The organism is Enterococcus saigonensis (assembly GCF_011397115.1).
GTDB classification, from domain to species: domain Bacteria; phylum Bacillota; class Bacilli; order Lactobacillales; family Enterococcaceae; genus Enterococcus_C; species Enterococcus_C saigonensis.
In genome coordinates this window covers 83,988-102,245 of sequence record NZ_AP022822.1, presented here as the reverse complement: position 1 = coordinate 102,245, position 18,258 = coordinate 83,988, and the positions used below count along the sequence as shown (strand labels likewise).

Here is an 18,258-nt window from a genome sequence, read left to right as displayed (position 1 = left end):
GAAATCATGATGATCGACTTAAAAGACATCGAACAAGCGATGACGGTAAAATTAGATGACGTTTTACCAGAAAAAACAATTTTTCAAGAAGGAATTCGGCGCGCTCCTGACCGCGGTTTTCGTTTAACCAAAGAACAAACCGAACTGGCATTAAAAAATGCCTTGCGTTATGTTCATCCCAAATATCATGAGATTGTGATCCCCGAATTTTTAGAAGAATTGCGAACACGGGGACGTATTTATGGTTATCGCTGGTATCCAAAAGAACGCATCTATGGCAAACCCATTGACGCATACAAAGGAAATTGTACCGCCGCTAAAGCCATGCAAGTAATGATTGACAATAATTTGGATTTTGCAGTGGCTCTTTACCCGTATGAATTGGTTACGTACGGTGAAACAGGGCAAGTTTGTTCCAACTGGATGCAATATCATTTGATTAAAAAGTATCTTGAAATTATGACAGACGAACAAACATTGGTAGTAGAATCTGGGCACCCATTAGGTTTATTTAAGTCTAAAAAAGACGCACCACGGGTAATTATTACCAATGGCCTACTCGTTGGCGAATACGATAATATTGATGATTGGGAAATTGCCGAAGAAATGGGTGTCACCAATTATGGCCAAATGACAGCAGGCGGCTGGATGTATATTGGACCACAAGGAATTGTACACGGGACATTTAATACCCTTTTAAATGCTGGACGGTTAAAACTGGGGATTGCAGATGATGGCGACTTAGCTGGAAAGCTATTCATTTCTTCTGGTCTTGGGGGAATGTCTGGTGCTCAAGGTAAGGCTGGCGAAATTGCCAATGCTGTGGCGATCATCGCCGAAGTTGACCGTTCTCGAATTGATACCCGTTTGGAACAAGGCTGGATTTCAAATCTTGCCACCACGCCTGCAGAGGCTATAAACATTGCAACGGCGTATTTAACCAAAAAAGAAAAAACCTCCATTGCCTATCACGGAAATATCGTCGAACTACTGGAATACATTGATCAAAATAATATACCCGTTGATTTATTGTCTGACCAGACTTCTTGTCATAATGTTTACAATGGTGGCTATTGTCCAGCTGGAATTACATTTGAAGAACGAACAGAGCTGCTAGCAACAGATAGCAAAAAATTCCAGCAACTCGTAGATGAAACGCTAGCACGTCACTATCGTGTTATTAAATCCCTTGTTGCTAAAGGAACTTATTTCTTTGATTATGGCAACTCTTTTATGAAAGCCATTTATGATTCCGGTATAAAAGAAATTTCCAAAAATGGTGTTGATGATAAAGACGGTTTTATTTGGCCATCTTACGTAGAAGATATTATGGGACCAATGCTTTTTGATTATGGCTATGGCCCATTTCGTTGGGTGTGCTTGAGTGGAAACCACGAAGATTTAGTAGCAACTGACCAGGCCGCAATGGAAGTGATTGATCCAAATCGCCGCTACCAAGACCGCGATAACTATAATTGGATTCGCGATGCAGAAAAAAATCAGCTCGTGGTGGGCACACAAGCCCGCATTCTTTACCAAGATTGTATGGGACGCGTAAATATCGCACTAAAATTCAATGAATTGGTACGTGAAGGAAAAATTGGACCAGTTATGCTAGGACGAGATCATCATGATGTTTCTGGCACAGATTCACCTTTCCGTGAAACATCTAATATTAAAGACGGTAGTAATGTTTGTGCTGATATGGCAACACAATGCTATGCCGGCAACGCCGCGCGCGGCATGTCGCTAATTGCTTTGCATAACGGCGGCGGCGTTGGAATTGGCAAATCAATTAATGGCGGTTTTGGTCTTGTTTTAGATGGTTCTGAATTGGTAGATGAAATTATCAAATCTGCTATTGCCTGGGACACTATGGGCGGTGTGGCGCGACGTAGCTGGGCACGAAATGATCATGCCATTGAAACATCAATTGAATACAATAAGATGAACAAAGGGACTGATCATATTACCATTCCTTATTTAGCAGACCAAAGTAAAGTGGATGCTGCACTACAAGAACTTTTTAATTAGCAACATTTAAAATTTTGAAAGAGAGGATGTTGGTGATCAATCATCAACATCCTCTTTTATAAATATGTAAAGGATGTGCCCTCATGTTTACACCAGAAGAAATTTTAGAAATAACAATCCAAAATGGCAGCAAAAAAATTCACAAAACGCCCCTAGCCAAAGCAATTTTAGGCTTTATCGGCGGTGCCATGATTTCTTTAGGCTACTTAGCCTACATTCGCATTTCTGCTCCGATTCCAAAAGAGTTTTCGGGTCTAGGAACCCTTTTAGGTGCTGCTGTTTTTCCCATCGGCTTAATTGTCATTTTACTAGCTGGAGGTGAATTGATTACTGGGAATATGATGGCAGTATCTCTGGCTTGTTACGCCAGGAAAGTCTCATTAAAAGAACTCGTGGGCAATTGGCTTTTTATTACCTGTTGGAATGTAATTGGGGGAATTTTTGTCGCCTATTTTTTCGGTCATCTCGTCGGGTTAACACACGAAGGCATTTATCAAGCACAAGTTATCCAAGTCGCACAGCATAAAATTCACGCCAGCTTTATTCAATCCTTTATTTCAGGCATTGGCTGTAATTGGTTTGTTGGTCTGGCGTTATGGCTTTGTTATGGTGCTAAAGACGCCGCTGGTAAAATAGTTGCCATTTGGTTTCCTGTCATGATTTTTGTCGCTATCGGTTTTCAGCATAGTGTCGCAAATTGCTTCGTTATCCCTGCTTCCATTTTTGAAGGTAGCGCCACTTGGCAAAATTTTATAACAAACTTTGTTCCTGTTTATTTGGGTAATATTGTTGGCGGAAGCATTTTTGTTTCGGGCCTTTATTACTACAGTTATAAGAAAAAAAACTAGGTCTTACTTGCGACCTAGTTTTTTTCTTATACAAACACTTGCCAACCGTTATAAAGATTGATTACTAAGACTAGTAAAATGACACATTGAAATACAAAAGTGACTTTTTTGGGCGACAAAATATTACTTAGTTTACTACCTAACAGTCCTCCTAAAATGGCTGCGGGTATAACAAAGGCCAACATCGTTAAGTCGTAACGTGCAAAACCAACACTAAATGTGATCGTTAAAATTTTAGCAAGTTGTGAGAAAAAAATAGTCGCAAGCGAGTAAACGGTGGCTTCTTTAATTGGGATTGAAAATAATAGCATCAACAGCGAAACATTAATCGGGCCCCCGCCAATGCCCAGTAAACTCGCAAGAAAGCCTAACAGTAATCCTGCTAAAAAATAACTTAGTACTGAATTAAAATGATAGTTTTTCCAATCAAAACGCGAATATAAAAAGGCAAACACCAACGTTATAATCGTTAACCCAATCTGAATTAGTTGGACAAAACTTTCATCAGCTAACCAAGATAATAAAAGTTCAAAAATATAATTTCCTAAAATACCACCAGCCACTGCGCCTCCGGAAATAAAGGCAACCAACTGCCAATTTAAATGAACGCCATTTTTTATCTGTCGCCAGGTAGAGACTAGCGACATCGTAAAAACTGCCACTGTCGAATAAAAAGAAATTGCAGCGACTGAATCTTGGGCTATCAGATCAAACACTGGTTTAATAATAACACCACCACCCATGCCGGACACCGCCCCAATCGTATTGGCAAAAACAATTACGATAAAATAAATAATTCCAATTAGCATAGCGTTAATTTCCCCATTTCATTTAAAATCAGCGGTATCTGTGGTATTAATTCCACCAACAATTCCTTATACCCACATATGTTATTTTCTTTATCTACATACATAACGTCTTTCATACGCTTACACCCTCCCTGACAGATGCGCTTAAGTTCGCAATTTTGGCAAAAATCAGTTAGTTTTCGAGGAGCACAAATAAATGAAACGGCACTTTCTTTTTCAAATAGTTCACGTAAGGTTTCTTCTTGAATATAGCCCATCCGATATTCATCTAAAACATAAAAATCACAAGGATAGACGCTGCCATCAGCTTCAATAACGTACTGAATCTGACAATTTCCTAAAATACCACATGCGGTTATTTGTTTGTTAACAAGTAGATTCACCACGTCATCAAATAATTTAATACTGATGTAGTGACCACTTATTAAATCGTTTAGCCATAATTGCAATAATTCTCTATAAAATATGGAAAAATTTTTGGGTGTTAAACTATAGGAGCTATTTCCTTTTGCGTCTAAATCATCCATGCAAGGGATAAACTGAACAAATCGAATTGATTCGTTTTTTAAAAAATGAAATACTTTTGTCGCTTCTTTGGCTAATTGGTTAGTTAGTACGCATAACACATTGTATTCAATTTCAAATTTATCAAATAGCCGCTTTGTATGTAAAACTTTTTGAAAGGTTCCTTTCCCTCTGACATCTACGCGATTTTGATTATGATATAGTGGTAGACCATCGATGGATAGTCCTACAAGAAAGTTATTTTCTTTAAAAAATTTACACCACGCGAAGTTAATTAGCATTCCATTTGTTTGAATTGCATAATGCACATAGACTTTTTTTTCTTGCTGTTTTACTAATTGAACAATGTTTTCATAATATTTCAATCCAGCGAGCGTGGGCTCTCCACCCTGAAATGCAAGTGTTAATTCGTCCCCATTTTCTAAATCTGAAAAGATGTTTTTAATCATTTTTTCCGCAACTTCTTTTTTCATTCTTCCATAGGAGCGAACTTCTCTCAATGAACTTACATCAGCATAAAAACAATATTTGCATCTCAAATTACACAGCGAAGAAGCTGGTTTGATTAAAACAGAAATATGTTTCACACGTAATCCTTCTTTCTAGCTTATTAAAAAGAATACTATTCTTTAGAAATTTTGTAAATTACTTGTTATTTTTTAAAAGTCTATTTATAAAATATCTTCTATACCGCATTCCTATAATTCAAGGTTCCTTACCAACGTAAAAAAACTTCATAACACTTATTTCCATAAGTGTTATGAAGTTTTTTATTAATCTATCTCATCTTCAATATCCACTATATTTTTAAATTCTGCACGAGTTAAAAATAATTCCGGACGTTGTAATTGTTGGTAAACTTCTTCTTCTGATTTTCCATCAAAATTATGAACTAAAATCTCTAAAACAACGGGAGTATTCACGCCGGCAAAAAGTAGAATATTATCAGGATTACTTGCTTTAAGATGATATGCTACGTTAAACGGTGTACCGCCTTTAATATCCGTTAAGATAAATACTCTTTCTCCTAATTGAGATACTTTTTGATTCATTTTCTCACTAAAATTTTCCAGTGAATCCATCCCATTATAGTCTAATGCGATTAATTCTGAGTTTTCTCCTGCAATTAGGCTCAAGTTTGATACCAATCCAGAAGCAAAATTCCCATGTCCAGTAATTAGTATTTTTGTCATGATACTCCCCCTTCATTTTTTAGAAAAGAAAGTGAAAGTATGGTCTCATGTAATTTGACCAAATGATTATCTTCTACAAACCCCTCTTCTCTGTCTTTTAACTCATGGATAAGAATATCCCGAAATTTGCTAGTTTTATTTGGCTCTAATTCACTAACGTCCCATTTCTCATGCGGGTCTTCTTTCAAATGAAATAACTGTTCTTCGCCTCTAACTGGAAACCAGATATATTTCCAGTCTTTTGTCAAAATATACTGACTTGAGTCTTTACCAAAACTGTGCTCCCCATGAATATAAGATCTTAGCTTAATAGCGCTATCTGACAGCATTGGTTTTACACTCATACCATCAATCCCCTCAACTTTTGAAGATGTAGCAAAATCTATCAATGATGGAAAAACATCTTGTAATTCCACTAATTCAGCAATTTTGTGTTTTTTTCCTTCTAGAATATTTGCCGGATCATACACAATGAAAGGAATGTGAATACTTCCTTGGTAGGGATAAGCTTTGCGAAATAAATGATGTTCGCCAAGCTGATCTCCATGATCAGATAGAAATAAAATAATAGTATCCTTATCCATTCTATGTTCCTTCAACGCTATTAAAAACCGTCCAATCTGATGATCAATATGTGTTATCGCACCATAATAGCCTGCTCGCATTCTATCCAATTCGTGTTTTTTATAGTGCCCCTTCGTAGCAATTGTCGAATATTTTTCATCCAAGCCAATATTTTTCGCCCACTCGCCTACATGAATTTCTGGCATATCCTTTAATAAATTCATATACATATCAAAATAATACGCTGGGGGGTCTAGAGGTGAATGTGGTCTTGTAAATGACATTTTCAAGAAAAATGGAACCGTTGGATCATGCCGCTTTAAAAAATCAATCGACTTAGTAACTACCCAGTTTGTTGGATGAAGTTCTTCTTCATACATCCAAGGACGAGCTACCCATGAATTACAATCTAAACCATTGTCCATTAGATCTACAGTATTTCCCTTATGTTCTTTAAACCAAGATAAATAATCATCTGTATTTTCAAATTGGGTACCAAAAGGATTATCATACTTCCTCGCAGCATGTAAATAGCCATCATGTAATTCTACATGTTCAAATCCCATACGATTTCTTTCAGGATAAACATGCATTTTCCCTATTACTTCTGTTTGATAACCTAAATTGGTAAATTCTGATCCTAAGGTTTTTTCATACGTCCAAGGAATTTTATCTTCATACCCCACTCTTCCGTGATGTGCTTGTGATAATCCCGTCATTAAAGCAGCCCGAGATGGAATGCAACTTGGAACAGCAGTGTAAGCATTTTCGAAATTATAGCCTTGTTCTGCCATCATATCTAAATTGGGGGTGGAAATGATACTATTCCCATTTGCTCCCAAGGCATCAAATCTCATTTGATCAACCATCATCAATATAATATTAGGTTTCTTTTTCATTTCTTTCACCTATCCTAGTAAGTGTAAATTATACAAAACAATGGAAAGAATCATCATAAACCAAATGACACGTGTGGAATTCATTTTCTTTAAGCCCAATAACCAATACGCAAGTGCCACTAACAAAACAGGAATCATTGCAGGCAAAATTTGATCTAACATATCTTGCATTTTTAAGACAACATCGCCAGATTTATACTCCAGTGGCATTTTAGCATTAACTACTGTAGGAATTAGTGCGCCCACAACAGTAATCCCTAATAAAGTTGCAGATTCTGTAATTGCTTTTAATGTATTGCTCATGGATGATACTAATTTTGTACCTTGTTTGTAGCCAATAAATAATAACGGGTAGCGCAAAAATACAATAGCAATACTTAAAATCAGCCATAAAACGGCACCAATTGGACTACCTTCTAGTCCCATATAAGCAGCAACTGATCCCATGATAGTAGGAATAATTGCGCCAAATAAAGAATCACCAATTGCAGCAAAAGGTCCCATCAATCCTGTTTTTAACCCAATAATCGTATCTTTAGATTTTATTCCTTCGTCTTCTTCTATCGCCAAATCTATTCCCATAATCAAAGTTGCTAAATGCGGACCAGTATTAAAAAATTGAAGTTGTGTTTGCAACATTTCTTTTCTTTCGCTTTTATCGGGATATAATTTTTCTAAAGCTGGCAATAACGCACGCGTATAAGCGATACTCATCATTCTTTCGTAGTTCCAACCAATTTGGCCTGCTAGTAAATATCGCCAATTAACTCTTTGCAAATCTTTTTTTGATAATTTCTTTGTAGTTTCAAAGCTCATCTTCGTCATCTCCTACTTCAAAGTTAGTTTGTGCTACTTGAGATCCAGTAGTTACTACTTGCTGTGTTTTTGGTACAGAGATAACTTTGTAATAAATCAAGGCCATCGCTGCCCCTAAAATAGCTGCTCCCATCATAGGGACTTTTAGATATGCCGCAGTAAAAAAGCCAATTAAAAGGAATGGGAAAAATTTTTTCACTGGTAAATAACGTAATAAAATAGCAATACCTACCACAGGTAAAACTCCCCCGGCGATTTTCAGACCGCCCATTAACCAATCTGGAGCAAAATCAACAATCGTTTTCACTAAACTATCGCCAAAAATTAAGGCCAATCCTACAGGTAACGCTCGAGATAGACCAAAAGGGATTGTACTTAAGAGCGCTTCTCTATTGATTGCTTTAATATTATCTTCTTCGACATGTTTTTCAATGCGATGTAAGAAGAAAACTGTTACAAAACGCGCTAAAACATCTAACTGTACTAACATCAATCCCACCGGTACAGATAAGCCAATCGCAAATTCAAGTCCTTTCCCACTTAAAACACCAAAAACAGTACCGATAATTGCACCGGAAGCAAAATCAGGGATAGAAGCTCCCCCATAAGTTCCAACTCCTAATACCATTAATTGGAGCGTTGCTCCAACTAAAAGACCTGTCTTCAAATCTCCCATAATAAGCCCTGCAAACATTCCTGCAATAATAGGTTTATTCGTTTGAAGCATCGCAAACAAAGGATCAATTCCAGTAAAATAGGCGAGCGATACTAAGAGAATCAGCTGAACTACTGATAATTCCATTATACGGCTCCCTCCTTAAGTAAAAGTTCATCAAGAGTGTATTTTGTCTCATTTGGTACCATCTGTACCACTATTTCGGTCGTTTTTTGTACTTCTTTTAAGGCCTCTACATCTGTTTTGCTGACATGTACAGATTTAGTGAGCTGTTTTGTACCTTCTTTTTTTGACATATTTCCAACTGTAATAGTAGGTAAATGCACACCAAGTTTTACTAAGTCCAATAATGTTTCTGGCTTTTTAACGATAAGAAAAACTCGTTGTTGATTATAACGACCACTATTGATATTGGCAGCTGCCTTATCTATAGACAAGACACTTAATGCAACACCAGCTGGAGTAGCTAATTTTAATGAAGATTTTGCTATATCACTTTTTGCTGCCTCATTGTCCACTACCATAATACGTGTTGCCTGCAAATAATTTGTCCACATATTTGCCACCTGTCCATGGATCAGTCTTTCATCAATTCGCACATTTTCAATTCCCATTATCTCTTCTCTCCTATCTCAATATAAATTGGCTCTTTTGAGAATTTCAATTCATTATTGAATTTTCCTTCTGTTTCAAATACTATGATTTCATTTACACCCGCTTTTAAAAGTGGAGCTGGTAAATATAAATAACCAGTTGGTCCCACTTCCCAAAAACGCCCTAAATTAAATCCATTTACTAATAAACAGCCTTTGCCCCATCCCCGACAATCGACAAACGTATCTGCTGGTTCATCCACAAATAATTCAAATTTGTAAAAAGAAGGACCTATTCCTGTGAAATTTTCGTAATTTAATTGAGTTGATTTTTCTACGTCAATACAATAATGTGTCCATTCTGAATGGAAGTGTAAATCCAACATAACGCCACCACGAATTCCTTTTCGTTGTGTAGGAGCTAATAATTTAGAACCATAATTTACACGCCCCATATTTTCCATAAGAATTATTAGCTCATTATCTTCTTCACGTGATAAGTCTACGGATAATTCCGTGCCAATCTCTTTTTTATACTGCGTAGCTATTTCTTTATTATTCACATAAATTTTAGCCCGGTCACTTGCTTCAATCACTCGGACTTTCTCTAAATGTCTTTTTGGCCCGATATTAGACTTATAAGCGATGTAACCGTACCCTTGACCTAACTTCTCCATAGATAGCGGCCATTTATTTTTTGAAACTCGACTAACAGTTTCAAGGTTTTCAAACAAGGATGCTGCGCCTATATATTTAACACGCTTAAATGCTTTTTTGGTGTGACTTTTAGTAACTTCACTTTTTACTTCATTTGAAAATAACGACTGAAGTAAATGAAATTTTTCTGTTTTATCACCCCATTCTGTTAAAACAGCATCGTAGTCATATGATGTAATCTGATGTAAATCATTGGTACCCCGCGCTGAGCAACCATTCATAAAACCAAAGTTTGTTCCCCCTTGGAACATATAAAGATTTAAACTTCCCAGATTGTACATTTCCTCTACTGCGCTTTTTAACTCCTGAGGGTCTCTGCGAATAATTTCTTCATCCCAACGATTAAACCAGCCATCCCAAAATTCCATACACATAATAGGCGCTTCAATCTTATTTTCTTCCATAAATTCAACTAAATTTTTTACATTTTTAATCGCATTTGATCCGAAATTTCCCGTAGGAAAAACACTCTTTTCTAGCAACGATCCTGCAGTTAAAGCCTCTTTCCACGATCCATCGGATGTGAAAATTGGTACGTCGATATATTTTTTCATAATGCGTAAAATTTCAGATAAATACTCTTTGTCGTTTCCATATGAACCATATTCATTTTCTAATTGCATCATGATTACAGGTCCATTTTCTGTCCATTGGTATTCTTTTAATTTTGGCAGTAGAATGTCAAAATATCTTTCTACATATTCAATAAATAACGGATCACTACTACGGATTTTACAATTTTTTTCTAATAACCAAAATGGTAATCCGCCAAATTCCCATTCTGCACAAATATAAGGTGAGGGTCTCAAAATGACAAATAGATTTCGCTTTTCCGCTTCTTTGATGAACTTTATCAGGTCATGCCCATAAGATTCAAAATCAAAATCTCCTTCATACATCTCATGATAATTCCATGGAATATATGTTTCTACCGTATTACACCCAACTTCTTTTAAGCAATCCAGCGCGTATCCCCAGTATTCTTCTACAATTCTGAAATAATGTACAGCTCCTGAGATAATTTTTGTCTTTTTTTCATTTATGATAAAGTCTTGTTTTATTTCAATAGAATTCATATTCTCTCCTTACTTCTCATCTTAATATATTAAGATAATAACATTTAGATGAAACGTTTACAATATAAAAAAATAAAATAATGTACCTTGTACAAAAATATGTTATAATCTTAATATACTAAGTGCATACTATATAAATAAAATAACTTGCTTTCAGGAGATAGAAGCTCATGCAACCTAAATATTTGAAAATAAAAAATGATTTGCTCCAAAAAATACGTCTTGGAGAATTCGAACCTGGTGACCAATTTTATTCTGAATCTGAATTAACTAAAATGTATAATGTGAGTTCAATAACTGTCATTCGCGCTTTAAAAGAATTAGTAAATGAGGGTTATTTATTTAGCATTCAAGGAAAAGGCCGTTTTGTTTCTAAAGGAAAATTGGGACAAACAGTCCACTTCACAGACATCGAGCTGTTTCCAGATCAAGAAACATCAGTTGAAGTTATTTCTATTTCAAAATCAAGCGATAATCGAATAAAATCTATTCTAAGTGTTTCAGATACAGAAACTATCTATCGCTTTGAAAGACTACGAAAAAGTAATGGTGTCCCTTTTTTCTTGCAATATTCTTATCTTTCCTCTCGCTATATAAGTGAAGATGACGTTAAACATCCCGAACGATTTATTTCAATCTACGACAAAATGCGAGAAGATTATGGTTTGCATTTGACTACAGCCCCTTCAGTAGAATATTACAAAATATGTTTTCCAACGCCTAATCCTATGGCACAATTACTATGTATTGATGATAAAAGTCCTACAAGTTTCGTTGAACGTACTACTTTTTTAGAAAACGGAAAACCGGTTGAATTTATACAATCTTACAAAAGATGGGATTATTATTGCAGTAAGATTGATTCTTTATAAAAAAGATTTATATCTCTGTACAAAGTTTTGCACTCAGACGATGATAAAAATACGCTATTTAAAAAGAAAAAAAGACATCCACCCCTTGATTCAAGAGCGGATGTCTTTTTTATTAAAAGAACTTAAATCTGTGCCCAGACACTTTCCAAAATATTTGTTTGGTTACGGTCTGGTCCAACAGAAAATGTTGAGATACGTACGCCAACTAACTCAGAAATACGACGCACATAATTGCGGGCATTTTCTGGTAATTCGCTTAAATCTTTGCAGTTTGTAATATCTTCAGACCAGCCTGGTAATTCCTCATATACTGGCTTACAGCGGTTTAATTCTTTCAAACTTGCAGGATAATGGTAAATTAATTCACCGTCCAACTCGTAAGCTGTACAAATTTTCACAGTTTCAAGGCCACTTAAAACATCAATAGAGTTCAATGATAAGTTGGTAATCCCTGAAACACGTTTACTGTGACGCATCACGACAGAATCAAACCAACCTACCCGTCGTGGACGGCCAGTAGTCGTGCCGTATTCGCGACCAACTTCACGAATTTGTTCCCCAGTTTCATCAAATAATTCTGTTGGGAATGGACCGTCGCCCACACGAGAAGTATACGCTTTGCAGACCCCAACAACTTTATTGATTTTTGAAGGACCAACCCCAGAACCAATCGTTACACCACCGGCAACAGGATTTGATGACGTTACAAATGGGTATGTTCCTTGGTCAATATCTAACATAACCCCTTGTGCACCTTCAAATAGCACGCGTTTACCTGCATCTAGCGCATCGTTTAGAATAACCGAAGTATCGGTCACATATTTTTTAATTTCTTGCCCATAGGCATAATATTCTTCAAAAATATCCGCAAAATCCATCGCTTCACTGTCGAACATTTTAGTAAATTGACGGTTTTTATCTTCTAAGTTGATCCGTAAGCGTTCTTCAAAAATTTCTTTATCTAATAAATCTGCAATCCGAATCCCAACCCGTGCTGCTTTATCCATATAAGCTGGACCGATACCTTTAATTGTTGTCCCGATTTTATTATCCCCTTTTGCATCTTCTTGCAATTGGTCTAATTTGATATGGTAAGGCAAAATAACGTGGGCGCGATCTGAAATGCGTAAATTGTCAGTAGCAACACCGTGTTCTTTTAAATAAGCCAGTTCTTGCACCAATGATTTCGGGTTCACAACGACACCGTTACCGATTACACTGATTTTTTCCCGATAAAAAATACCTGAGGGAATTAAATGTAATTTATATGTCACACCATCAAATTTGATTGTGTGTCCAGCATTATCGCCACCTTGATAACGTGCGATAACTTCTGCATTTTCACTTAAAAAGTCAGTGATCTTTCCTTTTCCTTCGTCGCCCCATTGTGTCCCCACAACTACTACTGATGACATACGAACACCTCATTTTCTTTTATTCAATCCTGAACTATTGTATCAGGTTAACTGGAATTATTCAACTTATTATCGAATAATGATTTTAATTTATTCTTTAAATCGACTAAAACACGAACATTAAATTGAACAATAAAAAATCTGCCTGTTAAAACTTGCTTTGCACTACTGAAATTACTTTGCGTTAGCTTCAAATAATTTAACACAGCTAAACCCAATTGCTTCACTTTTACCCTATAACATTTCATCAACATCAGCCAATCTTGGCGCGCAAAAAAATGCTTTAAATCATAAAAAAATTTAAGTTGCCAAAGATTCCATTTCGCGTGGGCATAAATTTCTGCCAACTCTACTGCAAAACAAGCGCGGGGAAATTCTATCGTTTTTGCTAAACATTCTCGTAGTTGAAAGCATTTCAATAACTGCACATAAATAATTTCATCAAAGTTATCGTCTTTGTAATACGTTTTAATGTATTTGGTTAGGTTTTTAGCACTTAGACAAAAGACTTGTTTATCAGAAAAAGGAATATCCATCTGTTTTGTGACTCCTTTCTTTTACGCAATTTCATTTTATTAAAAAATCTTGTAATTTGTTTTGCGTAATAACTATTACGCAAAACATCTTAATATAGTACAGTACCTTGCCAAGTTATCTCTCACTATAACAACGAAAAAAACACGCTGTTTGTCAAAGGAAAATCAGACTTGCGACTGATTTTTATAAAATTCATTTTTTTTACTTCATCTGTCGTAGTAAACATGCTATTATTATTACGACAGATGAAGTAATTTAAAAGGTGGTGACACAATGATTTCAAGTGATGGCATTCGTGGATACAACGACGCGATTATTTTAACTATTTTGGCTGAAGGTGATTCCTATGGTTATGCGATTTCAAAAGAAATTAAAGAACGCACTGATGAAATCTATGTCATCAAAGAAACAACCCTTTATTCTGCCTTTACCCGTTTAGGAAAACAAGGTCTGATTACTTCTTATCCAGGTGAAGTTACTCATGGAAAAAAACGGACCTACTATGCCATTACCGAAGCCGGAAAAAACGCTTTGGCAGAAAAAATTGCCGAATGGGAACAGACTAAAAAAGTCGTAGATCGCTTTTTAATCGACACGTAATTTATTTTTGGTCTATCTGCTGCTCCCAACAACCAAGATTATGAAAGCTATTCAAGTTTCGTTGAAAATAAACGATTTTTTGATTTTACACTTAACTAGTATTTAAACAGCTTGGATTTAAAACGCGTATCTTGTTGTTCGTCTGAATAAAAAATCCCGCTACGTCAAAAACAATTACGTTGCCGTGAACAGTTTACTTACCAACAAAAGACTAGCAACAAACACACAAGGAGGAATAAAAATGAAAATTATCGCGGAATATTTAGATAGTTTGTTTTTGAATGTCCCCATCACCCCGGAAACAAAAAAAGCCAAAGAAGATTTATTGGCATTGATGGAAGATCACTATCACGAATTAATCGCTGAGGGAAAAAATGAACACGAAGCAATCGGAGCCGTTATTACCGAGTTTGGCTCAATTGATGAATTACTTGAAGAACTAGGTGTTCAGCGCGCTGTGCCAAATAGTGGCTCGAGGAAACAAACAAGGCAAGAACAAGATTTTCTGGATGATGATTTTAATTTTGATGAAGAAGATTTTTCCAAAGCTGCTTGGCGTGCAAATCATGAAAATTTTGACAGTCAGGAAGATGAGATGGATGAATACCTGTCAAAAGAGGAGCAAATTTCCTATGCAAAGCCGATTACATTAGCAGAGGCAGAGGATTATTGGCGCATGATTCGCCAATTCGCCCTTTTTATTGCCAGTGGTGTCTTACTTTGTGTTGTGGCAATTGCTTCCCTTATCTTTTTGGCTGGTAATGGGGCTGATGGTCTTAGTTTAGCCAGTTTCTTTTTACTCGTCGCAGTAGGGGTCGTTATGCTTATTACCGGAGGAATGAAATTTAGTCACAGCCATAAAGAATTGGATGATCGCCCCATCGCCAAAGAAGTCCGTGCAACAGGGAAAATGTACGCCCAACAGTACCAAAAAAGCTTCAGTTTTTCTTTAATCGTTGGCATTTTCCTATGTATTGTCTCTTTTGTTCCGATTTTTATTTTTCAATACAATGAAAATTTTGGTATTGCCTTATTTTTAATTACCGCCGGCTTAGGTGCTTTTCTAATTATTTATGGGAGTATCGTCCAAGCCTACTACAAGCGTTTTGATAACGGTCCTATCTTTGTTTCCGATGAAGATGAACCCGGTCCAAATGCTCGTCAACATATTTATGGGAAGAATGCACCCATTGTTGGTATTTTTTCTACTGTTTATTGGCCAGCGGTAGTTGTCCTTTATTTTATCTGGTCTTTTGCTTTTAATGGATGGGGTTATTCTTGGTTAATTTTTGTCGTTGCCGGAATTTTGCAAGATAGTATCTTAAAGTATTTCAAAAATAAACGGTAAAACCACTAAAAAGATGCCAATCGTTTAAACAATAAAAACTTTCTAGCAAATGGGTAATGTACTCCGCTTTGCTAGAAAGTTTTTTTGTTAAGATAATCCTCGTAAACAAGGAAATTGATAGAAAATTAGCCCGAATAAATTGGGTTAGATGGTATCATAAGCTTAACCTACATTGAATTTAAATCTAAAATTCCCGTAAGATTTTCTCGAATACCTTCGCGGATATTATGAGTAACCATGATGAGGGTAATATCTTGATTCTCTATAAGGTTCCTTTCAATTTCTATGGCGTTATGCTTATCTAGGCTTGAGGTTCCTTCATCGAGAAGAACTATTTTCTTGCCTCTGATTAAACCGCGAGCTAATGCTAATCGTTGTTTTTGTCCTCCTGAAAGATTTCTCCCATCTTCACCGATATCCGTATTTAAGCCATCTGGTAATGACTTTACATATTCTTTTAACCCAGCATCTTTTAACGCAGTCCACAAATCCTCATCAAAAAAAGGTTGACCCAATTCAATATTTTCTTGTATAGTCCCCTCAAACATATACGGTGTTTGATCCAAGTATATAATTTCATCTCTGATTTGTTTGTTATTTACTGTCTTCAATTCATTTCCATAAACAGTCACAGAACCCATATAATCTGAAAGTTTCCCATTTAATATATTAAGAAGTGTTGTTTTTCCACTACCGCTAGCTCCTATTATTGCGTACTTACCGCCAGATTTAAAAATATAGGATAAATTTCGCCAAAGTAATGATTTTCCATAATTATAATTCAAAATTTCTATTTTTATTTCCTCATTTTTTATTACAAAAGATTCTTTTGGGTTATTATCTACAGTAAGTTGTTCAAATTTTTCAAATATAGGCTGTACCGTCTTCATCTCAACGATAATATTTGTAATATTCCCCAAACCATTAAAAATCTTATTGCTTAACGATTCTGTAGCAGTTATTGCCCCTATGGACACTACTCTTTGAAAAGCTAGAATACCCGTTAGGATAAGCACTCCTACTTGTCCTATTACATTTCCACTAGCTCCTAAAATCGCACTATACGTGAGTGATTTCATCTGCTTAATTTTTTTATCTGCTAAAGTATCTGATGCTTTTAAAACTTTTTGAGTTAAGACTGATAGTAAATTATAAGCAAATAGTGTATCAAAGCCCTTAATTACACTTGTAACTGAAATAACAAAATTTTCTTGTTCTTTTGATAATGCGCTCATAGCGATATTTACGTTTTTTTGTACCAACTTAGGTAAAAAAATCGTCACCACAGAAACGACAATAGAAAAAAGAATTATACTCCAATGAAAGAACATAAGTGCTATTGCGGCTAAGACCATCTCAATAATTAAAGTTAACAACGCGTATAGGTTAGTATAACCATTCTGCTCAATTGTTGAAATATCATTCGTCAACCATGAAACAAAGGTTCCGGCTTTATAATTATGATAATTTTGATACGTCATTTTTTCAAAAGATTTGGTAATGTCTTCACGTGTTTTTATTGACATCATTTGAATTACTTTTGCCTCATAGGGAATTCTTATTAATAATGATATGATATAAAAAGACAACAATGAAAATATAATTAACATCGATTGTAAAAAGTCTTCTAAATTCAATGATATTAGCGCGTTAAATGCCCGGGCATTCATAACTCCAGCTAATATTTGACTACACGCACCAAAAGTAATTATAAGAGTCAATATTAGATTTTGCTTCCAATATATTTTCAAATATTTATTCATCGTTTCCCTCCCAAGAAAGTTCTTCATTCAAAATTTTTTCAAAATAATACTGATTTCGTTCAAAAGATTGGAGATATTTCAATAAATAGAATGGCTTTTCGAAATGTATTTGCTGATTTAAAACCTTAACAAAACTATCTAAACGATACTTTGTCAAATCATTAAAATCAATTTGAAATCTTGGTAGGGTGTCCGTAATAACAGCTTTTTCATAGTGAGAAATTGCATAATTTTTAACAAATAAAATCATTTTTGTCTTCAAATAATATTTACATAACTCATGTGAAATCGTTCCTTTCACGTTATTTACTTCAAAAAATCTTAGTTCCCATTCCATTACGAATCTTTCATGTTCATAAGGATCATTCGTTATATCCCAAAATACTATATGTAACAGTTCATGAATTTCTCCTATAATTCGTTCAAAGTCACTGCTGTATTGTGTATTAAATATTATCCATTGATCTCGAATAAATATCGTCTTATTTTGTTGCTTTCTATTCAAGCTTTGCTCCGTTATTATGCCGTTTTTATGAACTGAAGCCACACGATTATGTATATCTTCTCCAAAATTCTCTAATATAAATGAAAAGAATCTGTTTATGATTTTTTGCTCATTGTCTTCAGTAAGAGACAAGCTACTAATAACTAATTTTTCTTGTTTAAATTCTGCTATCTGGATAAAATCATTTCTACCTTTTCTTAATAAAAATTCTTTTTCAACCGCAGAGAGACTTGAAGTAACATCGTAGTTTGGATGAATGGAAAGTACATTTCTTTTATTAATTTTAGGAATCCAATGTTCAGTTTTGTTATTTACTTTGCGCTTATAATTCATATTATTTTGAATACTATCCGAAAAATCTTCATACATGATTTTTTCATATTTACCACCAATGAAATATCTATTTTGTAAAAAATCTCCAAATGCAATTTTAGTATCATTAATACTTAAAATTTTGTCAAAAATCAA

17 protein-coding genes are annotated in these 18,258 nt (G+C 35.2%); 5 read left to right on the top strand and 12 right to left on the bottom strand.

Annotated elements, in window-relative coordinates:
• The first annotated feature begins 9 nt into the window (after positions 1–9).
• Positions 10–2,034, top strand: coding sequence for a urocanate hydratase (locus EsVE80_RS00455; protein ID WP_173104086.1), 2,025 nt, complete (start codon positions 10–12; stop codon positions 2,032–2,034).
• Positions 2,035–2,117: 83 nt separating this feature from the next.
• Entirely contained in the window at positions 2,118–2,882 is a 765-nt protein-coding gene (locus EsVE80_RS00450) for a formate/nitrite transporter family protein (protein ID WP_173101970.1), read from the top strand.
• A gap of 26 nt (positions 2,883–2,908) precedes the next feature.
• Here EsVE80_RS00450 and EsVE80_RS00445 read toward each other — a convergent pair whose 3' ends face one another.
• From EsVE80_RS00445 to EsVE80_RS00410, 8 genes are all read right to left on the bottom strand, one after another.
• Positions 2,909–3,691 carry a sulfite exporter TauE/SafE family protein gene (locus EsVE80_RS00445; protein ID WP_173101969.1) on the bottom strand — a complete coding sequence of 261 codons (783 nt, stop codon included), beginning with the start codon at positions 3,689–3,691 and terminating at the stop codon, positions 2,909–2,911.
• Positions 3,685–4,803, bottom strand: a complete 1,119-nt coding sequence (locus EsVE80_RS00440) for a radical SAM/SPASM domain-containing protein (RefSeq protein WP_173101968.1) — start codon at positions 4,801–4,803, stop codon at positions 3,685–3,687. The genes EsVE80_RS00445 and EsVE80_RS00440 overlap by 7 nt, the downstream gene beginning before the upstream one ends.
• A gap of 186 nt (positions 4,804–4,989) precedes the next feature.
• On the bottom strand, positions 4,990–5,409 hold the full coding sequence (locus tag EsVE80_RS00435) for a PTS sugar transporter subunit IIA (protein ID WP_173101967.1): 420 nt from the start codon (positions 5,407–5,409) through the stop codon (positions 4,990–4,992).
• A complete protein-coding gene (locus EsVE80_RS00430; RefSeq protein WP_173101966.1) occupies positions 5,406–6,872 on the bottom strand; it encodes an arylsulfatase in 1,467 nt (488 codons plus the stop codon). The genes EsVE80_RS00435 and EsVE80_RS00430 overlap by 4 nt, the downstream gene beginning before the upstream one ends.
• A 9-nt stretch (positions 6,873–6,881) precedes the next feature.
• Positions 6,882–7,688: a PTS system mannose/fructose/sorbose family transporter subunit IID gene (locus EsVE80_RS00425; protein WP_173101965.1), complete on the bottom strand. Its 807-nt coding sequence runs from the start codon at positions 7,686–7,688 to the stop codon at positions 6,882–6,884.
• Positions 7,678–8,490: a PTS mannose/fructose/sorbose/N-acetylgalactosamine transporter subunit IIC gene (locus EsVE80_RS00420; RefSeq protein WP_173101964.1), complete on the bottom strand. Its 813-nt coding sequence runs from the start codon at positions 8,488–8,490 to the stop codon at positions 7,678–7,680. Before EsVE80_RS00420 ends, EsVE80_RS00425 begins: the two co-directional genes overlap by 11 nt.
• Complete coding sequence (locus tag EsVE80_RS00415) at positions 8,490–8,978, bottom strand: PTS system mannose/fructose/N-acetylgalactosamine-transporter subunit IIB (protein ID WP_173101963.1); 489 nt, start codon at positions 8,976–8,978, stop codon at positions 8,490–8,492. Before EsVE80_RS00415 ends, EsVE80_RS00420 begins: the two co-directional genes overlap by 1 nt.
• Entirely contained in the window at positions 8,978–10,750 is a 1,773-nt protein-coding gene (locus tag EsVE80_RS00410; RefSeq protein WP_173101962.1) for a glycoside hydrolase family 35 protein, read from the bottom strand. Before EsVE80_RS00410 ends, EsVE80_RS00415 begins: the two co-directional genes overlap by 1 nt.
• Positions 10,751–10,920: 170 nt before the next feature.
• Here EsVE80_RS00410 and EsVE80_RS00405 point away from each other — a divergent pair, with 170 nt between their 5' ends.
• Entirely contained in the window at positions 10,921–11,622 is a 702-nt protein-coding gene (locus EsVE80_RS00405) for a GntR family transcriptional regulator (RefSeq protein WP_173101961.1), read from the top strand.
• Between the two features lie 122 nt (positions 11,623–11,744).
• Here EsVE80_RS00405 and EsVE80_RS00400 read toward each other — a convergent pair whose 3' ends face one another.
• Both EsVE80_RS00400 and EsVE80_RS00395 read right to left on the bottom strand, forming a co-directional pair.
• Positions 11,745–13,037: an adenylosuccinate synthase gene (locus EsVE80_RS00400; protein WP_173101960.1), complete on the bottom strand. Its 1,293-nt coding sequence runs from the start codon at positions 13,035–13,037 to the stop codon at positions 11,745–11,747.
• Positions 13,038–13,084: 47 nt separating this feature from the next.
• Complete coding sequence (locus tag EsVE80_RS00395) at positions 13,085–13,573, bottom strand: hypothetical protein (RefSeq protein WP_173101959.1); 489 nt, start codon at positions 13,571–13,573, stop codon at positions 13,085–13,087.
• 274 nt (positions 13,574–13,847) lie between these two features.
• Between EsVE80_RS00395 and EsVE80_RS00390 the strand changes: the two genes are divergently transcribed.
• Positions 13,848–14,174, top strand: a complete 327-nt coding sequence (locus EsVE80_RS00390) for a PadR family transcriptional regulator (RefSeq protein WP_173101958.1) — start codon at positions 13,848–13,850, stop codon at positions 14,172–14,174.
• Between the two features lie 241 nt (positions 14,175–14,415).
• Positions 14,416–15,522, top strand: coding sequence for a permease prefix domain 1-containing protein (locus tag EsVE80_RS00385; protein WP_173101957.1), 1,107 nt, complete (start codon positions 14,416–14,418; stop codon positions 15,520–15,522).
• Positions 15,523–15,689: 167 nt separating this feature from the next.
• On the opposite strand, the gene EsVE80_RS00380 is transcribed toward EsVE80_RS00385, so the two are convergent.
• Complete coding sequence (locus EsVE80_RS00380; RefSeq protein ID WP_173101956.1) at positions 15,690–17,285, bottom strand: ATP-binding cassette domain-containing protein; 1,596 nt, start codon at positions 17,283–17,285, stop codon at positions 15,690–15,692.
• Complete coding sequence (locus EsVE80_RS00375; protein ID WP_232061231.1) at positions 17,278–18,258, bottom strand: hypothetical protein; 981 nt, start codon at positions 18,256–18,258, stop codon at positions 17,278–17,280. The genes EsVE80_RS00380 and EsVE80_RS00375 overlap by 8 nt, the downstream gene beginning before the upstream one ends.

Excerpts from the sequence above, each read along its gene's own strand:
- EsVE80_RS00395 (WP_173101959.1), bottom strand. The coding sequence starts at position 13,573 with ATGGATATTCCTTTTTCTGATAAACAAGTCTTTTGTCTAAGTGCTAAA.
- EsVE80_RS00455 (WP_173104086.1), top strand. The coding sequence starts at position 10 with ATGATCGACTTAAAAGACATCGAACAAGCGATGACGGTAAAATTAGAT.
- EsVE80_RS00420 (WP_173101964.1), bottom strand. The coding sequence starts at position 8,490 with ATGGAATTATCAGTAGTTCAGCTGATTCTCTTAGTATCGCTCGCCTAT.
- EsVE80_RS00415 (WP_173101963.1), bottom strand. The coding sequence starts at position 8,978 with ATGGGAATTGAAAATGTGCGAATTGATGAAAGACTGATCCATGGACAG.
- EsVE80_RS00430 (WP_173101966.1), bottom strand. The coding sequence starts at position 6,872 with ATGAAAAAGAAACCTAATATTATATTGATGATGGTTGATCAAATGAGA.
- EsVE80_RS00425 (WP_173101965.1), bottom strand. The coding sequence starts at position 7,688 with ATGAGCTTTGAAACTACAAAGAAATTATCAAAAAAAGATTTGCAAAGA.
- EsVE80_RS00390 (WP_173101958.1), top strand. The coding sequence starts at position 13,848 with ATGATTTCAAGTGATGGCATTCGTGGATACAACGACGCGATTATTTTA.
- EsVE80_RS00385 (WP_173101957.1), top strand. The coding sequence starts at position 14,416 with ATGAAAATTATCGCGGAATATTTAGATAGTTTGTTTTTGAATGTCCCC.
- EsVE80_RS00435 (WP_173101967.1), bottom strand. The coding sequence starts at position 5,409 with ATGACAAAAATACTAATTACTGGACATGGGAATTTTGCTTCTGGATTG.
- EsVE80_RS00405 (WP_173101961.1), top strand. The coding sequence starts at position 10,921 with ATGCAACCTAAATATTTGAAAATAAAAAATGATTTGCTCCAAAAAATA.
- EsVE80_RS00445 (WP_173101969.1), bottom strand. The coding sequence starts at position 3,691 with ATGCTAATTGGAATTATTTATTTTATCGTAATTGTTTTTGCCAATACG.
- EsVE80_RS00410 (WP_173101962.1), bottom strand. The coding sequence starts at position 10,750 with ATGAATTCTATTGAAATAAAACAAGACTTTATCATAAATGAAAAAAAG.
- EsVE80_RS00380 (WP_173101956.1), bottom strand. The coding sequence starts at position 17,285 with ATGAATAAATATTTGAAAATATATTGGAAGCAAAATCTAATATTGACT.
- EsVE80_RS00450 (WP_173101970.1), top strand. The coding sequence starts at position 2,118 with ATGTTTACACCAGAAGAAATTTTAGAAATAACAATCCAAAATGGCAGC.
- EsVE80_RS00400 (WP_173101960.1), bottom strand. The coding sequence starts at position 13,037 with ATGTCATCAGTAGTAGTTGTGGGGACACAATGGGGCGACGAAGGAAAA.